This is a genomic window from Thiobacillus sp., assembly GCF_013693775.1.
GTDB lineage: Bacteria > Pseudomonadota > Gammaproteobacteria > Burkholderiales > Thiobacillaceae > Thiobacillus.
Window position 1 is genome coordinate 2485779 of sequence record NZ_CP059257.1, and the last position, 20777, is coordinate 2506555.

Annotated in this window: 21 protein-coding genes, 1 pseudogene and 1 riboswitch; of the genes and pseudogenes, 12 read left to right on the top strand and 10 right to left on the bottom strand. The window is 63.4% G+C overall.

Going from position 1 to position 20777, the window contains the following annotated elements; genetic code table 11:
- Window positions 1-34: 34 nt before the first annotated feature.
- Entirely contained in the window at window positions 35-688 is a 654-nt protein-coding gene (locus HZY77_RS12250; RefSeq protein WP_296815139.1) for a protein-L-isoaspartate O-methyltransferase, read from the bottom strand.
- A 71-nt stretch (window positions 689-759) separates the two neighbouring features.
- Window positions 760-866, top strand: a riboswitch (TPP riboswitch).
- 60 nt (window positions 867-926) lie between these two features.
- On the opposite strand from HZY77_RS12250, the gene thiC reads away from it, so the two are divergent.
- The 3 genes from thiC (at window position 927) to HZY77_RS12265 (ending at window position 5544) form a co-directional block, all read left to right on the top strand.
- Window positions 927-2870: a phosphomethylpyrimidine synthase ThiC gene (gene thiC / locus HZY77_RS12255; protein ID WP_296815142.1), complete on the top strand. Its 1944-nt coding sequence runs from the start codon at window positions 927-929 to the stop codon at window positions 2868-2870.
- 69 nt (window positions 2871-2939) lie between these two features.
- A complete protein-coding gene (locus HZY77_RS12260; RefSeq protein WP_296815145.1) occupies window positions 2940-4625 on the top strand; it encodes a diguanylate cyclase in 1686 nt (561 codons plus the stop codon).
- Between the two features lie 88 nt (window positions 4626-4713).
- Window positions 4714-5544, top strand: coding sequence for an undecaprenyl-diphosphate phosphatase (locus HZY77_RS12265; protein ID WP_296820906.1), 831 nt, complete (start codon window positions 4714-4716; stop codon window positions 5542-5544).
- Window positions 5545-5575: 31 nt separating this feature from the next.
- Here HZY77_RS12265 and HZY77_RS12270 read toward each other — a convergent pair.
- The 3 genes and pseudogenes from HZY77_RS12270 to HZY77_RS12280 all read right to left on the bottom strand — a co-directional run.
- Window positions 5576-6100, bottom strand: a pseudogene (locus tag HZY77_RS12270) (response regulator transcription factor); the annotation flags it as partial.
- Window positions 6097-7353 (bottom strand): ATP-binding protein, encoded by a 1257-nt coding sequence (locus tag HZY77_RS12275; RefSeq protein WP_296815148.1) that lies wholly within the window; start codon window positions 7351-7353, stop codon window positions 6097-6099. The pseudogene HZY77_RS12270 and the gene HZY77_RS12275, both read right to left, overlap by 4 nt.
- Before the next feature lie 252 nt (window positions 7354-7605).
- Window positions 7606-9834 carry a TonB-dependent receptor gene (locus HZY77_RS12280; RefSeq protein WP_296815151.1) on the bottom strand — a complete coding sequence of 743 codons (2229 nt, stop codon included), beginning with the start codon at window positions 9832-9834 and terminating at the stop codon, window positions 7606-7608.
- Between the two features lie 292 nt (window positions 9835-10126).
- Here HZY77_RS12280 and HZY77_RS12285 point away from each other — a divergent pair, with 292 nt between their 5' ends.
- Window positions 10127-11074: a hypothetical protein gene (locus HZY77_RS12285; protein WP_296815153.1), complete on the top strand. Its 948-nt coding sequence runs from the start codon at window positions 10127-10129 to the stop codon at window positions 11072-11074.
- Window positions 11075-11091: 17 nt separating this feature from the next.
- Window positions 11092-11547: a copper chaperone PCu(A)C gene (locus HZY77_RS12290; protein ID WP_296815156.1), complete on the top strand. Its 456-nt coding sequence runs from the start codon at window positions 11092-11094 to the stop codon at window positions 11545-11547.
- Here HZY77_RS12290 and HZY77_RS12295 read toward each other — a convergent pair.
- From HZY77_RS12295 to HZY77_RS12315, 5 genes are all read right to left on the bottom strand, one after another.
- Window positions 11541-12350, bottom strand: a complete 810-nt coding sequence (locus HZY77_RS12295) for a putative DNA-binding domain-containing protein (RefSeq protein WP_296815160.1) — start codon at window positions 12348-12350, stop codon at window positions 11541-11543. The genes HZY77_RS12290 and HZY77_RS12295 overlap by 7 nt on opposite strands.
- Window positions 12325-13176: a DUF692 domain-containing protein gene (locus HZY77_RS12300; protein ID WP_296815163.1), complete on the bottom strand. Its 852-nt coding sequence runs from the start codon at window positions 13174-13176 to the stop codon at window positions 12325-12327. Before HZY77_RS12300 ends, HZY77_RS12295 begins: the two co-directional genes overlap by 26 nt.
- Before the next feature lie 22 nt (window positions 13177-13198).
- Window positions 13199-13324, bottom strand: coding sequence for a hypothetical protein (locus tag HZY77_RS12305; protein WP_296815166.1), 126 nt, complete (start codon window positions 13322-13324; stop codon window positions 13199-13201).
- A 231-nt stretch (window positions 13325-13555) separates the two neighbouring features.
- Window positions 13556-13780 (bottom strand): hypothetical protein, encoded by a 225-nt coding sequence (locus HZY77_RS12310; RefSeq protein ID WP_296815169.1) that lies wholly within the window; start codon window positions 13778-13780, stop codon window positions 13556-13558.
- A 29-nt stretch (window positions 13781-13809) separates the two neighbouring features.
- Complete coding sequence (locus tag HZY77_RS12315) at window positions 13810-14376, bottom strand: sigma-70 family RNA polymerase sigma factor (protein ID WP_296815172.1); 567 nt, start codon at window positions 14374-14376, stop codon at window positions 13810-13812.
- 144 nt (window positions 14377-14520) lie between these two features.
- Between HZY77_RS12315 and HZY77_RS12320 the strand changes: the two genes are divergently transcribed.
- The 7 genes from HZY77_RS12320 (at window position 14521) to HZY77_RS12350 (ending at window position 18267) form a co-directional block, all read left to right on the top strand.
- Window positions 14521-14940 carry an Hsp20 family protein gene (locus HZY77_RS12320; protein ID WP_296815174.1) on the top strand — a complete coding sequence of 140 codons (420 nt, stop codon included), beginning with the start codon at window positions 14521-14523 and terminating at the stop codon, window positions 14938-14940.
- 192 nt (window positions 14941-15132) lie between these two features.
- The gene (argB, locus tag HZY77_RS12325) at window positions 15133-15906 is read left to right on the top strand and encodes an acetylglutamate kinase (RefSeq protein ID WP_296815177.1); all 774 of its coding nucleotides are present in this window, start codon (window positions 15133-15135) and stop codon (window positions 15904-15906) included.
- 2 nt (window positions 15907-15908) lie between these two features.
- The gene (locus HZY77_RS12330) at window positions 15909-16364 is read left to right on the top strand and encodes an EVE domain-containing protein (RefSeq protein WP_296815179.1); all 456 of its coding nucleotides are present in this window, start codon (window positions 15909-15911) and stop codon (window positions 16362-16364) included.
- Window positions 16364-17191 (top strand): sulfite exporter TauE/SafE family protein, encoded by an 828-nt coding sequence (locus HZY77_RS12335; protein WP_296815182.1) that lies wholly within the window; start codon window positions 16364-16366, stop codon window positions 17189-17191. Before HZY77_RS12330 ends, HZY77_RS12335 begins: the two co-directional genes overlap by 1 nt.
- A 175-nt stretch (window positions 17192-17366) precedes the next feature.
- Window positions 17367-17654 (top strand): hypothetical protein, encoded by a 288-nt coding sequence (locus HZY77_RS12340; protein ID WP_296815185.1) that lies wholly within the window; start codon window positions 17367-17369, stop codon window positions 17652-17654.
- Window positions 17651-17821, top strand: coding sequence for a hypothetical protein (locus tag HZY77_RS12345; RefSeq protein ID WP_296815187.1), 171 nt, complete (start codon window positions 17651-17653; stop codon window positions 17819-17821). The genes HZY77_RS12340 and HZY77_RS12345 overlap by 4 nt, the downstream gene beginning before the upstream one ends.
- Window positions 17821-18267 carry a crotonase/enoyl-CoA hydratase family protein gene (locus HZY77_RS12350; protein ID WP_296820907.1) on the top strand — a complete coding sequence of 149 codons (447 nt, stop codon included), beginning with the start codon at window positions 17821-17823 and terminating at the stop codon, window positions 18265-18267. Before HZY77_RS12345 ends, HZY77_RS12350 begins: the two co-directional genes overlap by 1 nt.
- On the opposite strand, the gene HZY77_RS12355 is transcribed toward HZY77_RS12350, so the two are convergent.
- A complete protein-coding gene (locus HZY77_RS12355; RefSeq protein ID WP_296815189.1) occupies window positions 18247-20769 on the bottom strand; it encodes an ATP-binding protein in 2523 nt (840 codons plus the stop codon). The genes HZY77_RS12350 and HZY77_RS12355 overlap by 21 nt on opposite strands.
- Between the last annotated feature and the right edge of the window lie 8 nt (window positions 20770-20777).

The following is a 20777-nucleotide window of genomic DNA, read 5'->3' on the forward strand; positions in this document are numbered from 1 at the left end:
TGTGGGCGGCGAGTTCGGGGGCGAAACTGGCGCATCAGAATACGAATGCGGCCGGATGCGGCGCGTTCAGCAGCGGCGCCACGCAGGTTTCGAACAGCGTCACGCTGCGAAACGCGCCCGGCGCGGTGCAGGTGATGAGCTGTGCCTGCATCACCGGCGCCTCGCCGACGATGGCGAACAGGCGGCCGCCCACGTGAAGGCGGCGGCGGAAGGCGTCCGACAGCAGCGGGGTCGAGCCGGTGAGCACGATGACGTCGAAGCCGGCTTCGTCGGGCCAGTCGCGGGCGCCGTCGCCGGGATGCAGCGCAACATTGTGGAAGCCGTGCGCACGCAGTTTCTGGGTGGCGGCGGCGGTGAATTCGGGGACGATGTCCACCGAGACCACCTCGGCCGCCTGGGATGCCAACAGGGCGGTGAGGTAGCCGCTGCCGGTGCCGATTTCCAGCACGCGGTCGGTGGGACGGATGACGAGTTCCTGGAGCGCGCGTGCTTCCAACCGGGGCGTCCACATCGACTGGCCGTGGCCGAGCGGGATTTCCATGTCGACGAAGGCCAGCGCCTGGTGTGCCTCGGGTACGAAATCTTCGCGGCGGACCTTGAACAGCAGGTCGAGCACATCCTGATTCAGCACATCCCAGGGGCGGATCTGCTGTTCCACCATGTTGTAGCGCGCCTGTTCCATGTCCATGCGGTACCCTTGAATATCAATAAGTTAGATGGGGATTGCCTTGCAATTATTCCACAATTCCGCTACCTTGAGCCGCTCGCCAGGGGTCTCCGGACGGCCGTCACGCCGAATGGAGTGAGAGATACCCTTCGAACCTGATGCGGTTGAGACCGCCGTAGGGAGGCTGACAGGCCTCCCGTGGACTAAACAGCGAGGCTGACTCAGCGGCCTCCACCCTAATTCTGCTGGAGCGCCCGCCATGAACGCCAACCCCAAATTCCTAGCCGCCACCGCGCACGCCGATGAAGCAGCGGTGCAGCCGCTGCCGAACTCGCGCAAGATCTACGTGCAGGGCAGCCAGCCCGACATCCGCGTGCCGATGCGCGAGATCAGCCAGGCTGACACGCCGCTGATGTTCAGCGGCGAGAATGGCGCAGGCGGCGCGCACTCCGAACCGAATCCGCCGATTTTCGTCTACGACTGCTCCGGCCCGTACACCGATCCGACGGCGAAGATCGACATCCGCACCGGCCTGCCGGCGTTGCGCACGCGCTGGATCGAGGCACGTGGCGACACCGAGGTGCTGGCCGACCTGAGTTCCGAATACGGCCGCCAGCAGGCGGCCAATCCCGAACTGGCGACCATGCGCTTCCCCGGCCTGCACCGTACGCCGCGCCGCGCCAAGGCGGGCATGAACGTGAGCCAGATGCACTATGCGCGCCAGGGCATCATCACGCCGGAGATGGAGTTCATTGCCATCCGCGAGAACAACAACCGCGCCGCCTACCTGGAATCGCTGAAGGCATCCGGCCCGATGGGCGAGAAACTCGCCGCGCTGATGAACCGCCAGCATCCCGGCCAGAACTTCGGTGCCAGCCTGCAGAACGAGATCACGCCCGAGTTCGTGCGCGACGAAGTTGCGCGCGGTCGCGCCATCATCCCCAACAACATCAACCACCCGGAATCCGAGCCGATGATCATCGGCCGCAACTTCCTGGTGAAGATCAACGCCAACATCGGCAATTCGGCGCTCGGTTCCAGCATCCAGGAAGAAGTCGAGAAGATGACCTGGGCGATCCGCTGGGGCGGCGACACCGTGATGGATCTCTCCACCGGCAAGAACATCCACGAGACGCGCGAGTGGATCATCCGCAATTCGCCCGTACCCATTGGAACAGTCCCGATCTACCAGGCGCTCGAGAAGGTCGACGGCAAGGCCGAGGAGCTGACCTGGGAAATGTTCCGCGACACGCTGATCGAGCAGGCCGAGCAGGGCGTCGACTACTTCACCATCCACGCCGGCGTGCTGCTGCGCTACGTGCCGATGACCGCCAACCGCATGACCGGCATCGTCTCGCGCGGCGGCTCGATCATGGCCAAGTGGTGTCTCGCGCACCACAAGGAGAGCTTCCTCTATACCCACTTCGAGGACATCTGCGACATCATGAAGGCCTACGACGTGGCCTTCAGCCTCGGTGACGGCCTGCGTCCCGGCTCGATCTACGACGCCAACGACGAGGCACAGCTCTCCGAGCTGCGTACGCTGGGCGAGCTGACCCAGGTCGCATGGAAGCACGACGTGCAGGTGATGATCGAAGGTCCCGGCCACGTGCCGATGCAGCTCATCAAGGAGAACATGGACATCCAGCTCGAGTCCTGCTCCGAGGCGCCGTTCTACACGCTCGGCCCGCTGACCACCGACATCGCGCCCGGCTACGACCATATCACCTCCGGCATCGGCGCCGCCATGATCGGCTGGTACGGCACCGCGATGCTGTGCTACGTCACGCCGAAGGAACATCTGGGCCTGCCGGACAAGGACGACGTCAAGGAAGGCATCATCACCTACAAGCTCGCCGCGCACGCGGCCGATCTGGCCAAGGGCCATCCCGGCGCGCAGATCCGCGACAACGCGTTGTCGAAAGCGCGCTTCGAATTCCGCTGGGACGACCAGTTCAATCTCGGCCTCGACCCGGACAAGGCGAAGTCCTTCCACGACGAGACGCTGCCCAAGGAGTCGGCCAAAGTCGCGCACTTCTGTTCGATGTGCGGTCCGCACTTCTGCTCGATGAAGATCACCCAGGACGTGCGCGAGTTCGCCGCCAAGGAGGGCCTGAACGAAGCCGAAGCCCTCGAGAAGGGCATGGAGGTCAAGGCGGTCGAGTTCGTGAAGCAGGGCGCCGAGGTCTACCGCAAGATCTGACATTCCAGTACACGACCGGCGCCGAACTTGTACAACAGATTGTTCAGATGGCTTTTTCGGCTTGTCGCCATGCTGGTTTGGCTGGGCAGCGCACCGGTGGCGGCCCAGCCGCTGTCAGCCGTCCTCGATCATGAGTCGGCCATTGGCCTGTCGACGGAGTTTCTGAAAGAGCAGGACGGGCGGCTCACCTTGCCGGCCGCGATTGCGGCCTACCAGGCGGGACAATTCTCTCCGGGGAACAGCCCGGTCCTGAATTTCGGCATTGGTTCGAAACCTGCGTGGATCCATTTTGCGGTGGACAACCCGACTGCCGCGCCGCTGCAGAAAAGACTGTCCATCGAAATCGCCTGGCTCGACCAGGTCGAGGTCTACGTCCAGTATCGCGGCAGGACGGTCGAACGGTACCGGGCCGGCGATACGCTGCCCTTCGCGCAACGCCCGGTCGACAGCCGTTACTTCGTGTTCGACCATACGTTCGAGCCGGGGACCAGCGACGTGTTCATCCGCCTGGAGACGCCCGACCCCATGGTCGCGCCGATCTATCTGTTGAGCCCGGAAACCTCGCGGCTCCGGCAAATGCAGCAGGAATTCAGCTATGGCATCGTCTATGGTTTCCTGCTCGCCCTGATGGCGTATAACGCCATTCTNTTCGCCAGCCTCCGTAGCTCGCGTTATCTGTACTATGCGCTCTACCTGGCGATGTTCGTCGCCATGAACGTCGCCTATACCGGTCATGGTTTCGCCTGGTTCTGGCCCGATTCGACTATCTGGCAGCAATGGTCCAACCCGGTCCTAATGTTCCTGTATGGCGTGTCCGGCCTGCTGTTCGCCATCCGCTTTCTCGATCTGCAGGTGTATTTCCCGCGAGTGCGCAAGGCGGTCATCGGGTTTTGCGTCATCTTCGGCGTTCTGCTGGCGGCGGCCATCCTGCTGGACAGCCAAAAATATGCATTGCTGGATGCGTTCATCTTCGCGTTCCTGTTCAGCAGCATCATGTTGTTGCTGGGCATCATCTCGGTCCGCACCGGGCAGAAACCGGCGCAATATTTCCTCATTGCCGCCCTTTCGGCCATGGTGGGCGCCCTGCTGACGACCTTGTCGGTCTGGGGCTTCATCCCGCACAACAGCTGGACGTTCCGTGCCGTGGAAATCGGCATGCAGCTCGACGCCACGCTGCTCGCCCTGGCCCTGGCCTACCAGCTGCGCGTCGGCCAGGAAGAACGGTTGCGCGCCGAACGGCTGGCGCAAATGGACCCGCTGACGGGATTGAACAACCGGCGCGCCTTNTACGACAAGACCGGCGCACTGTGGAGCCACGCTATTCGCCACGGGCATCCCACGTCGGTCATGCTGCTCGACATCGATCTGTTCAAGCAGGTCAACGATGCCTATGGCCACGCACACGGCGACGACGTGCTGAAGGCGACTGCGGCCATTCTCAGGCAATCCATTCGCCTGGGCGATGTGCTGGCCCGCTGNGGNGGCGAGGAATTCATCGTGTTCCTGCCCGAAACCGATCGGGATGAGGCGACAAAGCTGGCGGAGCGGCTGCGTACCGCGATCGCGGGCATGCGCGTTCCGAACGAATCCGGCGCAAGCGCGGTGACGGCGAGCTTTGGCATTGCCCAGCGTGCGCCCGCCCATCTCACGCTGGATGCCCTGATCGCAGCCGCCGACGAATGCCTTTACCAGTCCAAGCAGCAGGGACGGAACCGGGTGACCGCCTGCCAGTCTGAACAAGCGCTTTCCCTCTGAATGCCGCGATCACGAAGCGGCCATGAGCGCCGCGTATAATCCGCAGGCGCGTCAGCCCGACGCGTTTTTTCATGCCCAGACCTTTGCCATGACCGATCCCACCATCCTTCTGCACGCGTTCATCCTCGGCATCGTCGAGGGCCTGACCGAGTTCCTGCCGGTGTCCAGCACCGGGCACCTGATCCTGGTCGGACAGCTGCTCAACTTCAATGACGACAAGGGCAAGGTGTTCGAGATCGCGATCCAGTTCGCGGCGATCCTGGCGGTGGTGTGGGAATACCGGGCTCGCCTCGGACATGCGCTGGTCAACGTCACGACCGAGCCGGCCTCGCAGCGGCTGGCGATCAACCTGATCGTGGCCTTTCTCCCTGCGGCGGTACTGGGCTTCTTGTTCATCAAGCAGATCAAGCACTATCTGTTCAATCCCATCGTCGTCGCCTCCGCGCTGATCATCGGCGGCGTGCTGATTTTGTGGGCGGAACGACGCAAGCATGTCATCCGTGCGGAAACGGTCGACGACATGACTTGGCGCGATGCGTTGAAGGTCGGGTTTGCGCAGGCACTGGCGATGATTCCCGGCACCTCGCGTTCGGGGGCGACCATTATCGGCGGTCTGTTTTTCGGCCTGTCGCGCAAGACGGCAACGGAGTTCTCGTTTTTCCTCGCGATCCCGACCATGTTTGCCGCGACGTTCTACGACGTCTTCAAGAACCGGCATCTTTTCAGCGCGGACGACATCGGCCTGTTTGCAGTGGGTAGCGCGGCTTCGTTCATCAGCGCGCTGCTGGCGGTGCGCGGCCTGATCCGCTTTGTCAGCCGCCACGATTTCACGGTGTTCGCCTGGTACCGCATCGTGTTCGGCCTGTTGGTGCTGCTGACGGCGTATACCGGATGGGTCGACTGGGGCAGCGGCGGCTAGCCCGCGCTGACGGACCCCGGCGTTCAACCGCCTTCGGCGGGTTCTTGTCGAGTTTTCGCTGCAGGGTCCGGCGGTGCATCTTCAATGCGCGCGCGGTGGCCGAGATGTTGCCGTCGTGTTCGTTCAGCACCTTCTGGATGTGTTCCCATTCCAGCCGCGCCACGGATAGCGGCTCGGGACTGACTTCCAGCGCGGCATCGGGCTGGTCGCGCATGAGCGCGGCGAGGATCTCGTCGGCATCCGCCGGTTTCGCCAGGTAGTGTCGTGCGCCCAGGCGGACCGCCTCGACGGCGGTGGCGATGCTAGCGTAGCCGGTGAGCACCACGATGGCAGGCGCGGGCGTGCGCGCGGCGAGCGCGGCCACGACAGCCAGCCCCGATTCGCCCGGCAGCTTGAGATCGACGACGGCATGACTGGGTGAAAAAGCCGTGGCTACGGACCGGGCTTCTACCGCATCGTGCGCCACGGCAGTCTCGAAGCCGCGCTTGCCCATGGCGCGCGACAGGGCCGCCGCAAAATCGGCGTCGTCCTCAACGATCAGCAATTTCTTGTTCATACCGGATGTGTCCAAGGCAAGGTGATGCGCACGCGGGTACCGCCGCCGTTGCGTTCGGCCAGGGTCAGCGTGCCGCCGATCCGTTCCAGGGTGGCGTGGGTGAGCGCGAGGCCCATCCNCCAGCCGCGCCCTGGCTTGCCGCTGAACAGCACGCGTCCTGCCTGCGCCTTCTGGTCGGGCGTAAAGCCGGGGCCGCGATCCGCGATATCGATCGCCAGCGCGTCGCGGCTGGCGGTGGCTGCGAATTCGACGGCGTGGGGCGACACGTCGGCTGCATTGTTCAGCACGTTCAGGATCGCCTGCTCCAGGCCCTCGGGCGGGATGAAGTCACGGCTGTCGTTCAGTAGCGTGAAGCGGACATGGGCGTCGGGGCGCAGCACCTGCCAGCGCTCGACCAGGGTGGCGAGCCAGGCATCAAGCGGATGCGCGGTCACCGCACTGTCCTGCGCGCGTGCGGCAAGCTGGGTGAGGATCTGCTTGCAGGCCTGGGCCTGTTTTTCGAGCAGATGGCAATCGGCGCCGATATCGGGGTCGTTGGCGAACTCGCGCGCGAGCTCGTGTGCCGTGGTCTGGATGGTGGCGAGTGGGGTGGCGAGTTCGTGTGCAGCCAGCGCGGCCTGCGTGCCCAGCGCGACGATGCGTTCGTCGCGCAGCTGTTNTTCACGCAGCGCGGACAGTTCCTGGTCGCGCGTGCGCAGGGCGGCATGCATGCGGGTGACGAAGAAGGCGATCAGTCCCGCGCTGATGAGGAAGTTGAACCACATGCCGCCCAGATGCATGCCGTAGGCGGCGATCGGATCGGTCACGGCGAGCGGCTGGAAATAGAACAGCAGCAGGCCGTAGAAACCGCCCGCCACGGCTGCCAGCAGCCACACCCAGCGTGGGCGCAGGCTGATCGCCGCGATGACGAGGGGCACCAGCATGAGTGAGACGAAGGGGTTGGTCACGCCGCCGCTGANAANAACCAGCACCGCAAACGCGGTGAGGTCGGCGAGCAGATGGGCCAGAAATTCCATCTGGGTGGCGGGCAGGTCCAGCCGCAGCCGCCATGCTGTGGTGAGCGAGAACATGCCCATGAGCAGCAGGACCGCACCCATCGGCAACAGCGGCATCGGGATGCGCAGGCCCCAGTGCAGCCAGACGATGCCGGCAGCCCAGCCGCCGATCAACGAGAGGCGCACCGCCAGCAGACGCCCCAGCAGGGCACGCGCGGGCAGGGTGGACAACAGGGTGGAATCGGTCGCTGACGACATGGCGGCATTGTAATACCCGTGTCGTCGGCCGCCGCGGGCTGCGGCAATTTGTCCAATTGTGCGCATCGTGCGTCGTCTTTAAAGTGTGCAGGCGTTTTACCCGCGCTCTGCTCCAAACCTGTCCCGCCTGCCCGGCGGGATTTTTGCCGTGCCGCCGCCGTCGGATGAGGTGTGTCGAAATGAAACGGGTCCCATGCGCGCAGCGCGCGGGACCCGGATTCGCGGCAGGGATTGAAGCCCGCTACGGCATTCCTAGAACTGGTAATTCACGCCAGCATAGACCGACCGACCCGGGCCGGGCACAGCGATGCCCCAGGGGATGCCATTGATGGACATAGTCATGCCCTGGCCGACATAGGCGCCGCCCAAGGGCAGCGCATAGCCCCTGTCGAACAGGTTGTCGATCCCCACGTCCAGGCGGACCTGCTTCCATGCGTAGCTGCTGCGCAGATTGAACAGGCTGTAACCGCTGGTCTCCACTTCGTTCCGGACATCCGAGACGGTGTGTTTGGCCGCGACGAACTGCGCTTCGACCGTGTTGGTCAGGCGTCCCCGTTTCTGCGTCAACGCCAGCTTCGCGTTCAGCGGCATGATGTTGTACAGATTGTCGCCCGTATCCCGGTTTTCGCCGCGGGTGACGTTCACGATGCCGCTCACGGTGAAATCACCATACGTGGGCGTGCTGGCGGCGAGGAGATGGCCGGAGAGGTCGACGCCAACCAGCCGGGCCGACTGGTTGACGTACTTGAGCACGTTGAATTGTCCGTCGGGGCAGCTGGCGCTGCTGCAGCGTGCGTCGATGTAGTCCCGGACGTGCGTGTAGTAGGGCGCGATGCGCACGCCCCAGATTTNTTGTCGGGCATCGTGCCAGTCGGCGGCAAAGCTCAGCGTGTGCGCCACCTCCGGCTTGAGGTCGAGATTGCCGACATAGCCATTTCCGTCGCCGACGAAGTTGTTCATGATCGCCGCCATGGGCCAGGTGGACCAGGTGTAGCGTTCGTACAGATTGGGCGAGCGGGTCTNTTGCGCGAGGCCTGCCTCGTAGGTCTGCGTGGCATCCGGGGTATAGCGCGCCAGCGCGGTCAGATCCCAGTTGCGATCGGTTTTGCTGTGATCCTGGCTGTTGAAGCTGGCGCTATCGGCAAGCTGGTTGCCCATGCACATGCCGCTGGTGCAGTAGCCCGCCGCATCGCCCGCATCCATCCTGACCGTCTCGTGACGCAGCCCCAGCAGGCTGGTCCATTGCGGCGTGAGGCGCGCCTCCCATTCGCCGAAGAGGGCGTAGCGGTCGCGCTGGCCGTCGTTGATGTTCCAGAAGATGCCCGGAGACATGCCGCCCGTCCCCGACGGCGGCCACCAGTCGTCCAGGCGATAGGCCTGGTATTCGCTGCCGACCCGCACGGTGTCGCGTTCGGAAAGCCGGATATCCGCGTTGACCGATACGCCGGTGGTCTTCCCGTCGGAGTTCATCGGCATGCCCGGGGCGGTGCCATACACGAGCTGCTTGTCGTCGCCGAAGTTCATTTCGTGCCGGGTCTGCTCGTGATAGACGCGCGCCTTCAGAACGCCCCACTGGTATTGCCCGGTGTAGCCCAGATTGACCTGATCGCTCGTGTTGTCGGTCATGTCCATGCGCTGGTTCGGGAAATTCTCGTACGGAATGTGCTGGCGGCCCAGCTTCAGATCGAACAGGTGATTCTCGTTGCGCAGCGCGATCGCGAGCGCCTGGTTGATCGACCGGTAGGCGGACGAGCCGACTTCGTCGAGCGACAGGGTATGTCCGGGCCGTCCCGTGAGCGTGTTCGTCTTGAAGTTGTCACCCGCCTTGTAGTTGCCCGACCGCGCGGTCGAACCGGTATAGGTCACGCTGAGGTTTTCGCCGGCCACCGTAACGGCGGCGTTGGCGCCCATGGCATTGTCGTTGCTGCGGTAGAAGGTGCCGACCGATCCCCGGGTGAGGGCGCCATCACCGGCGCGGGCGAATTGCGGTCTGGCCGACTCCACGATGAGAGTGCCGCCGATGCTGTCGCCACCGACACTGACAGGCGTGATGCCGGCGAATACCTTGATGGCATCGACGCTGGTGGGATCGATGTAGGACAAGGCCGGGTTCATGTGGTTGGGACAGGACGCGATCAGGTCCATGCCATCGACCTTGATGCGCAGGCGATCATCGCCCAGACCGCGAATCGACGGCAGGCTCGACACCCCGCCGGCACCCTGGAGATTGAGGCCCGGAACGTCCCGGAGCAGGCTGGCCGTGTCGCTGGTGGCGGCATGCATGGGCTGCAGGCTTGCCGCATCCAGCGTCACGCTGTTGAGCTCGGCATCGGTGGAATCCGGCGCGCCCACGACGACGACGGTCATGAGTGGCGTCTCTGGGAGAACGGGCGAGGCATCGCTCTGGGCGGCGGCATTGTTCCAGATCGCCGACATGGCAAGCGAGAGGGCGAAGGGGAGGGGCTTTCTGGGAAACAGCATGTTCTTCTCGGCGTTGTTGAAATTTTGCCCGAGTCTAAAAAGCCGTGCGCCGCCGAGAATGTGACAAATCGCCGCAACCCATGCGGTTGGCGCGCCGATTGCATGCCGTTCCGGGCGCCAGCCCGTCGTGCATTCTTTCGCGCATGCCGCACGGCGTCTGGCCCGGGCGGTTTGCGACATGCCGAGGAAATGCGGACGAACGGATGCGCACGGCATGCGACGATATGTCGCACTGCCGGGGGTGGACAATTTGTTATCGTGCACGAACTGAAACCCCTGCGTGACGTGACGAATGAACCCCACTTGGCAGACCGGCCTTGCGCTACCGCTGTTGCTTCTTCCGATGGCCGCAGCCGCCAGTTGCGGTTCGGCGTTCTGCACGATCAACACCGACTGGGATACCCAGACNCCCTGGCAGGAAAACGCCACGCGCCTGGACCTGCGCATGGAAATGATCCACCAGAATCAACTGCGTTCAGGTACGGACAAGACCACGGCCGCAGGCGTGACAGGCGAACACGACGAGATCAAGACGCTCAACCGGAATATGGTCGCCAGCGTGAGCCATGCCTTCAGTTCCTCCCTGGGCGTGACGTTGCAGGCCCCGCTGGTGTCGCGTGACCATTCCCACGTCTTCAACGGCGTTGGCGGGCCCGAACCGGAAAGCTGGAACTTCACCCGGCTCGGCGACGTGCGTGTGCTGGCGCACCTGCGGCTGGATGATGCACAGTCCGCGCACGGCCAGGCCTACGGCCTGATCGGCGGCGTCAAGCTGCCGACGGGTTCGACCAAGGTACGCAATACCGACGGCGAACTGGCGGAACGATCATTGCAGCCGGGATCGGGCTCCACCGACGTGATCGCGGGCGGGTTCGTCTCCGGCCATCTGGCGCAAACGGGCTGGCACACGCAGATGAATTGGCAGCACGCGGTCAGCGAGCGGCAGGATTACCAGCCGGGTGACCATGTCAGTCTTGACGCNGGGGTAACCTATCCGCTCGGGATGGTACACGCGCTCGCGCAAATCAATCTGCTCTGGCGGGGACACGATTCCGGCCGCAATGCCGAACCGGCCGACAGCGGTGGAAAGTATGCGTATTTTTCNCCGGGCCTGGCGATGCCGGTCGGCCATAATGCCCAGGTCTACGGACTGGTCCAGCTGCCGCTGTATCAGAATGTGAACGGCACGCAACTGACGGCGGACTGGGCGGCGACCCTGGGTTTGACAATGCATTTCTGAGAGAAGAGGAAACCGGAATGAAACATGGATGGATGATTGCAGCAGTCTTCAGCCTGGCAGCGCAGACGGCCTGGGCCGCCAATATCAGCGTGACCGACGCATGGGTACGCGCCACCATGCCGGGCCAGCCCGTCGGTGGCGCCTACATGCAGATCCAGTCGGATGCCGATGCGCGCCTGGTTGGCGTCTCCAGCAGCGTCGTGCCGCGGGTGGAAGTGCACGAAATGAAAATGGATGGCGACGTGATGCGGATGCGCGAAGTGAAGGCGGTCGATCTGCCGAAGGGCAAGACCGTCTCGCTGGAACCAGGCGGTTTCCACATCATGCTGATGAATCTGAANAAACCGATCGCGGCGGGCGACGTCATCCCGCTCACGCTGGTGATCGAATCAGGCGGCAAACAGCAGACCGTCGAGGTGAAAGCCGAAGCGCGTGCCATGGGCGGCGCCATGCAGATGCAGCACCCTCACTGAGCAGCGTCGCCGCTCACGCCAGCTCTTCGGCGGGCGTGAGCGGGTGAACCCGCCGTGCCGAGTATCGCGCCGCGCGCCCGCATATCCTCCAGCAGGGCGCCGCCGGCCTGCAGGATCAGCGCAGGGTCGGGGTGGCGGCTTTCGGCGGCGATGCGTTCCAGAGCGGCGCGACCGCTCAGCGAACCGGATTCCAGGAGCGTCAGCAGGCGTGCAGTGAAGGCGTTGATCTCGCTGAATTGCACTTGATCGGCCGCATCGCGGAACACCAGCAGACAGGTGTCCGCAGGCCGTATCTTGCGGCGCGGGCCGATTCGATGGACTGGCCAGTCGTAATGCAGATTGGCCAGTACCGGGTTCAGGACGGGTAAACCATCGACCAGGTCGCCCGCGTCGTCGATGTCGCGATCGGCGACGCGGTCCGACACGGACAGCACCAGTTCGATCCATTCGTAGTGCGCCAGCGCGAGCGTCCAGGGCGGGTAGGTTTCCGGCGCGTTCCATTCGTTCTGCAGGAACTGGATGAACTCGTCGGGGATCTGCCGGAAATAGGGCGTGCGGCAGCGATGCGTGCTGAAGAACGCGCGCACCAGCCGTGTCCACCTGCGCGTGCCGAGCACCTGCCGCAACACCGGAAAGCACGCCAGCAGGAATCCCTCGATATTGTCGTAGAGCAGCGTGCTGTAGATTTTCATGCGCCGCGCCTCCACGCCCTGCGGGCGCGGGTTCGCCTTGGGGTCGCGGATATGCGCCGTGAAGGCGAACTGGTAGCGCTGGAATTCAGGACGTGTGGGCGACGGAGGCATGCGGACGGTGGGTGGTCTGAATGCGCGCGATATGCTCGACCTCGCGCGCCAGGTCGGTCAGCGGTGGAATGTTGAAGTCGCGTTCCAGCAGCGTGGGGGCGACGCCGTGGATGCGGTAGGTTTCGTCGAGCAGCGACCATACCGGGTCGATCACGTCGGCGCCGTGGGTGTCGATGATCAGATCCTGCGCTTCGTTGTGATGCCCCGCCATGTGCAGGTACACGATGCGTTCGGTCGGCATGGCGCGGATGAAGTCGACCGGGTCGTAGCGGTGGTTCACGCTGTTGACGTAGACGTTGTTGACGTCGAGGTGCAGGTCGCAGTCGGCTTCCTGCAGTACGGCGCGAATAAAGCTCGCTTCGTCCATGTCGGCGATCGGGGCGGCCGCGTAGAACGACGCATTTTCGATGGCGATGCGGCGTTCCAGGATGTCTTGCGTGCGCCGGATGCGTGACGCGACATAGTGGACGGCCTCCTCCGTGAAAGGGATCGGCAGCAGATCGTACAGATGGCCGTCGTCCGAGCAATACGACAGGTGCTCGGTAAACAGCGCGATCTGATGCAACTCCATGAACTGCCGGGTTTTGTGCAGCAGCATTTCGTCGAGCGGTGACGGTCCGCCGAGCGACAGCGACAGGCCGTGGCAAACAAACGGGTAGCGCTCGGTAAAGCTGCGCAGGTCGCGGCCGCGCGCGCCGCCCATGTCGATCCAGTTTTCCGGAGCAAGCTCGAAAAAATCGATGGTGTCAGGGACGCGGGCTTTCAGCGCAGGGATGAGTTCGCGCCGAAAGCCCAGCCCCGCACCGGACAGGCGCAGGGGCTTCATGCTTACTTCATGTCGCCTTTGTTCATCCCATCAGCCTTGGGGGCTTTTTGGGAGCGCCGCACTTGCCCTCGCCGCACTTGCCTTCCGGCATCTTCTTGTCGGTGGCCTGCATCTCGACTTCTTCGGCTTTTTCTTGGTGGCGCCGCATTTGCCGTCCGCGGACTTGGCGGCCTGATTGTCGGCCACTTGGTAACCGTTCGAGAGCGCGGACAGGGCGAAGGGGTTGCTGGCGGCGGAGGCGAGGGGGCGGCCGCCATGCTGGCAACGAACGCGGAACCGGCAGCAGCGACGAACAGGGATTTTTCGACACGATTTTTCTCCTAACACTATTGAGTAAAGTTACGACAACGCCGGAAAATTCCGGCTTCTTGCAACACGCTCAGCGATCGAGCTTGCCCTGCAATTCGGTTGCGATGCGCTGGCGGGCCTCGTCGGTGAGTCCCGTTGCGTCCTCGCCGGCATCGGCATCTGCGCGGAACAGGCGGCGCATTTCCTGCAACTGCCGGGCGAAGCGGGCGCAGTTCTCGCAAATGGCCAAGTGCAGATGCATGGCCATCCGGTCGGCAAACGGCAGCCGCACGTCCATCGCACGTGAGGCGAGCACGGTGGTTTCCTTGCATGTCGGCATCCACTTCATGCTGCACCTGCCTTCGAAAAGCCATTCAATTCCAGGCACTGCCGCATGAACAACCGTGCGCGATGCAGCAGTACCCAGCAGTTGGTCGGCGTGATATCGAGTTCCTTACAAATTTCTTCGGTTTCCATGCCGGCGACCTCGCGCAGGCTGAACACCTGGGCCATGGCGGGTTTCAAGCGGTCGGCACACTCGTCCAGCACGCGCCGCAACTGGCTGAGTTCGGCCTCGGCCTGTGGATTGCCCCAGGGGCGGAGCGGCTCCGCCCAGTGGCCATCCTGCTTGAACAGGAGGTCGACGGCTTCTTCGCCCTCTTCGTCGCACGGCAGCGCGACTTCGCGCAGCTGTTTCCGGATCAGGTCGACGATCTTGTGTTTGAGGATGCCGGTGAGCCAGGTGCGCGGGCTGGCATCGCCCGCATAGCGAGTCTGGGCGGCGATCGCGGCGAGCAGGGTTTCCTGTACGGCGTCCTCGGCCAGTTCGTCGGAGTGCAACTGGCGTCGTGCGACCCGGAACAGATAGTCCCCGTGGTCGGCCAACCAGGTTTGCGCGTCGAGTTTGCTCATCGAAAGATCCTTGTTCCCGTGTCGCGGGGGCGTAGGCACTTTAGAGGCTGCTGCCCAAAGGGACAAGCCGGCCTCTTGAAAAGCCGGGTGAGCTGCCCCAGATCATGCGTATCCGCAACGTTTGTCAACCAGAAGGAGGACACGATGTCTAACATGACCCGCTACGATCCGTTCGAAACCGATTCCCTGGACAACCTGTTCCGCGGNTTTTTCCGCCCGGTGAAACTGGACAGGGACATGCCGCAGATTCGCATGGATGTGAAAGAGGATGAAACCGGCTACGCTGTGCATGCCGATATTCCGGGCGTGAACAAGGACGATATCCATATCACCATCGACGGCAATACCGTATCGATCAGCGCCGAGACGAANAAACTCACCGAGCAGAAGGACGGCGAGAAAGTGCTGCGCCGCGAACGTTATATCGGCCGCGTCGGTCGCAGCTTCGCACTCGAGCACGAGGTCGACGAGGCAAGTGCAAGCGCCCGTTATCAAGATGGCGTGCTGGAACTGGTTCTGCCGAANAAAGCAGCGGCCGCGGCCAAGCGTCTGGCCGTGCAGTAAGCCGGCGGTTTCGGGCTCGAAAGGCGGCCGCGCGCCGCCTTTTTATTGGCGTAAAATCCGCGCAATCTTATACGGAGCCATCATGACCCCCTCCACACCGCCGCCGAGAAGGCCAACATCCTGTCCGAGGCGCTGCCCTACATCCAGCGCTTCTACGACAAGACCATTGTCATCAAATACGGCGGCAACGCCATGACCGAGCGGCATCTGATGGAGGCCTTCGCCAAGGATGTGGTGCTGCTGAAGCTGGTGGGGATGAACCCGGTCGTGGTGCACGGTGGCGGCCCGCAAATCGCCGGCCTGCTGCAGCGCATCGGCAAGCAGAGCGAGTTCATCCAGGGCATGCGGGTGACCGACGAGGAAACGCTGGATGTGGTGGAAATGGTGCTCGGCGGGCTGGTCAACCAGGACATCGTCACGTTGATCAACAAGCACGGCGGCCGCGCGGTGGGATTGACCGGCAAGGACGGCAATTTCATCCACGCCAAGAAAATGCTGGTGCGCAGCAAGGAAAAGGCCGACGAGATGCTCGACATCGGCCAGGTTGGCGAAATCACCAGCATCGACCCGGAAATCATCCAGGTGCTCGACGCACGTGACTTCATTCCGGTGGTGGCGCCGCTCGGTACCGACTCCGAAGGCAATGCGTACAACATCAATGCCGACGTCGCCGCCGGCAAGATCGCTGGCGTGCTACAGGCCGAAAAGGTCATTTTCATGACCAACACGCCGGGCGTGCTCGACAAGCAGATGCAGCTGCTGACGGGGCTTACCCCGCGCGAGGTCGATGAGTTGATCGAGGACGGCACCATTTCCGGCGGCATGATTCCCAAGGTCGGCTACGCGGTCGACGCGGTGAACAGCGGCGTCAAGACTGCGCACATCATCGACGGCCGCGTCGAGCACGCCCTATTGCTGGAAGTGCTGACGCCCGAAGGCGTCGGCACCCTGATCAAGCGGGCCTGACCATGCGCTACTGGCTGATGAAATCCGAGCCGAGCGACGTCAGCATCGACGACCTCGCCGCCATGCCCAAGCAGAGCGTCGCCTGGTATGGCGTGCGCAACTACCAGGCGCGCAATTTCATGCGCGACCAGATGAAGCCCGGTGACAAGGTGCTGTTCTATCATTCCTCGTGTGCCGAACCCGGCATCGCCGGGCTGGCCGAAGTCAGCGTGCCGGCCTATCCCGACGCCACCCAGTTCGATCCCAGGAACAAGTATTTCGACCCCAAGGCCACGCCGGAAACGCCGCGCTGGTTCAATGTCGACGTGAAACTGGTGAAGAAGACGCGGCTGATGCCGCTGGCGGAAATCCGCGGCTATCCCGAACTCGCCAACATGCGCATCCTGCAGAAAGGCAACCGCCTGTCCATCACTCCCGTCGACCCGGCCGAGTACGCTTTCATCGTCAAGCATCTTTGATGATCGAACTGGCCGCATTGGCGCCTTATGGCGGCCTGTCGCTGTTCGCCGCCTACGGCGGGCTGGGGCTGGTGGTCGGTTTCGTGGCTGGCCTGCTGGGCGTCGGCGGCGGCCTCATCATCGTGCCGGTGCTGATCATGCTGCTGCACACGCATGGCCAGGCGGTCGGAATGGAACCGCAGCTGGCGTTGGGAACGTCGCTCGCGACCATCCTGTTCACTTCCCTGTCCAGCGTTCGCGCGCACCATCGCCGTGGGGCTGTCGAATGGTCTCTGGTACGGCGCATCGCGCCTGGCATCGTGCTCGGCACGCTGGCGGGTGCGGCCTTGGCAGCGCGGATGCCGGCCACGGTGTTGAAAATATTCTTTGTGATTTTCCTGTTCTACGCGGCCATCCAGATGTGGCTGGATTTCAAACCGGCGCCGCATCGCGGCCTGCCTGGACGTGCCGGGACCTCGCTGGCAGGCGGCGTGATCGGCGTCGTGTCGAGTTGGGTCGGTATCGGAGGCGGCACCTTGTCGGTACCGTTCATGCTCTGGCACAACGTCCCGCTGCACCGGGCGATCGCCACCTCGGCGGCGATCGGCTTTCCGATCGCGTTTGCCGGCGCGGTGGGCTACGTGCTGGGCGGTTGGACGGTGAGCGGTCTGCCTGCAGGCAGCCTGGGATTCGTCTATCTGCCGGCGCTCGCCGGCATCGTGCTGGGCAGCGTGCTGACCGCTCCGCTGGGCGCGCGCACGGCTCATCGGCTTCCGGTGCGCCCCTTGAAGCGGGTTTTTGCGCTGTTGCTGTTTACGCTCGCGCTGCGCATGGTATGGACATTCTAGGGATGCCCTCCCGCAGCCTTGATCTAGCGTTCTGAGGCATGAATCCCCACTAGATATGGGGTGATGCCGTAAGCTTCAATTTCGTGCTTGAGCGGGCGCCAGCCGCGCGTTAGTCTTTGGACACATGCCGAAAATTCGTCGCATGACCAATCAATGTCCTCGTGGAGAAAGCATCATGGCGCACCTGCAAGCAGTACGGACCACTCTGCAACCACAGCAGAACGATTACAGCCAACTTACGACGTACTACGACGAGCACAATCAGGTTGCCTGGGGCTACATGAACGCGGCGCCACGCCCCTGTTTTACGGGGACGTTGCTGCGGGAGATCGTCGATTGGTTTGGTGACGTGGCCCGACGCGTGGACGATCCGGAGTGTGCAGACGTGAATTATGTGGTGGTGGCCTCCGGACATCCCGGGATCTACAACCTGGGGGCGACCTCAACTTGTTTCGCCAGTTGATCGAGGCGCGCGACCGTGAAAACCTGTGTAAATATGCGCAGGCCTGCATTCGTCCCTTGTTTCTGAATGCCCTGCATTTGAATCGCCCCAATCTGAAAACCATCACCCTGGTGCAGGGAGACGCACTGGGGGCGGCTTCGAGTGCGCGCTTTCGGGAAACGTCCTGATCGCGGAGCGCGGGACGAAAATGGGCTTTCCGGAAATACTGTTCAACCTGTTCCCCGGCATGGGCGCCATGACCCTGCTCGGCAGGAAGATCGGTTACACCAAGGCCGAGAAAGTCATTCTCAGCGGCAAGCTTTATACGGCTGAGGAAATGTACGAACTGGGCGCCGTGGATGTGCTGGTCGATCCGGGCAGCGGCGAGCAGGCAGTCTATGACTTCATCCGCAAGGAGGCGCGCCAGCGCAACGGCGCCTTGGCATTGCGGGCGGCGCGCGAACTGTCCCAGCCGATCGCACATGACGAACTGATGCGGATCGCCGAAATCTGGGTAGATGCGGCGTTGCGGCTGGAGAGCAAGGATCTGCGCATGATGGAACGCTTGGTCATGCGGCAGACCGGCAAGGTCGAAACCGCACATACCGGCGATTCAGTTGTGCTCAGCGCGTAATTTGCTGGTTTGATAGGCAACGAGCGTGGCCTGTGCGGCCGCCAGGGCGTCCCGCACTGAATCGAGCTTGGCGTGGGCCACGGGCGTCGCGAGTTCGAACGGTTTGATGCGTTCGGCTTCCGAGCAGAACTGGGCCAGCTGGTTGGCGCCGACATCGCGGGCGCCGCCCTTGAGCATGTGCAGCTGGTCGTGCCACTGGCCATAATCCTGGACGGTCAGCGCGCGCTCGATGTTGCGCAAGGCGCGTGCGCTGTCTTCCTCGAAGCTCGTCAGCAGGTCTTCCACGAAACCCGGTCCGCCAAGCTGGGCGAGATTGTCGAGAATCGATTCGTCCAGTTCATCCACCGCCGGCTGCGCGCGGGCAGGGGCATTCGTCGCTGTTTGCGCCGACTGCCCCGCCAACCGGGCGATCACCTCGATCAGCTCGCGGCTGTTGACTGGCTTGGTGAGGAAGGTGTCGGCGCCAGCTTCTTCGCAAGCCACCTGCGCTTCGTTCCGCGCATCCGCAGTCAGCATGATGATGGGCAAATGGCCGGTTTCCATGAAACGCCAGCGTTGCACCACCTCGGGTCCCGACAGTTGCGGCATGTGCATGTCGATGATGGCCAGGTCGAATGGCTGCTCGCCGGATTCGAGCATGGTCAGCGCTTCTTCGCCGTCATGCGCCAGATAGGTCGTGTGTCCGGCATGTTCCAACAGGCCGCGGATCACCCGCTGGTTGACCGGATTGTCTTCTGCCACCAGGATGTTCAACCCCGGCGTGTGCCCCGCCTGCGCCTGCAGGTGGTTGGCCAGCGAGACCACGTTGGACGGCGTGTCGTGGCTGGTGACGGCGTGGATGGCGTTGAACAGCAAGGTCGTGTTGACCGGTGTACGCAGCACCGAGGCGTAGCCTTCGCGGAGCAGCTGCGTATCGCGCGACAGGGTGACGCGGGCATCGGACTCGATCAGGATGACCGGCAGGGCCGCCAGACTAGGATCGTCGCGCAGAAGGTGCAGGAAAGCGACCGGATCGCCCGGCAAGGTGCTGCGTTCTACCACCACTGCGCCCAGCGGCGTGCCGCCTGACAGGTAGGCCGACAACTCGGCGGCAAGCCGGGTGGTGTTGTCGACTGCCACCGTATCGGCCCNCCAGTTGCGGATCACGCTCTGGATGCGCGTCGTGAGTTCGCCGCTTGCCAGGATCGCCACGCGCATCGGTGCGTCGAACTGTTCGGGCACGGGGCCGGCCTGGCTCGCCTGCAGGACGAATGGCAATTCGAACCAGAAGGTCGTGCCTTCCCCTTCGCGGCTATGCACGCCGATCTGGCCGCCGAGCGCTTCCACCAGCTGCTTGGCGATGGTGGTGCCCAGGCCGCTGCCGCCGAAGCGGCGCGTGATGCTCGGGTCCGCCTGGGTGAAGGTGTCGAAAACGCGGGGCAGGGCGGCTTCCGAAATGCCGATGCCGGTATCGACGACCTCGAAGCGCAGGCGTTGCGGATTGGCCTGTCCGATCGGCCGGACGTAGATATCCACGCGCCCGTGCTCGGTGAACTTGATGGCGTTGCCGATCAGGTTGATGAGGACGTGACGCAGGTGGCGTACATCGCCATGCAGCTGAAACGGTGTCTGCGGTGCGATGTGAGACGCCAGCACCAGACCCTTGCTCTGGGCCTGGGTAGACATCATCGCGATCGTGCCGTTCACCAGGCGATGCAGGTCGAAATCCTCTTCGTTCTTGGCAATGCGGCCGGCTTCGATGCGTGAAATGTCGAGTACGTTTTCGATCAGATCCAGCAGCGTATTGGCCGATGCACGGATGATCTGGGCGAATTCCTTCTGTTCCTTGTCGAGCCGCGTTTCCGCCAGCAGATCGGCGACGCCGATGACGCCGTTCAGCGGCGTGCGGAGCTCGTGGCTCATGTTGGCGAGGAAGCTGGATTTGGCCTGGTTGGCCTTGCGTTCGCGCTGGATGGCGGAATGGACCTGCTTCAGCAGCGACGCCGAATACAGCGGCACGGCAATCATGGACAGCAGGAAGGCCACCCCGATGGACATGTGCTGGCTCCAGTAGGGCGAAAGGGCGAGGACCAGCACAAACCCTGCGATCGCCATGGCCGTGGCGGCGTACAAGTAGTTGGCGCCGTAGCGAAAGCCGTTGCCCAGCGTGACCCACAGATACACCACCAGCAGGGNGCTGCCGGCCTCCCNCGTATAGGTCAGCAGGAAAGAACACGTCGCATAATCCAGCGCCATCGCGACGAGACGGCGTGCCGGAGAAATATTCAGGCGGACCAGCGAAAGCGCGACGATCAGGATGGCGATCCCGGTGAACAGGATGCTGATGAACTGGGCCGGGCCGCGAATGGCGTCATCCAGAACGGCATAATCGCTGGAGAAGTAGGCCAGAAAGATGAATCCGATCACGACGCGGATCAGGGCCTGCTGGCATTCGGTATCCGGCCGGCTACGAATCCGCTTGATCAGATAGTGCAGAAATCGAGGCGTCGATGTGGAGAACATGGCCTTCA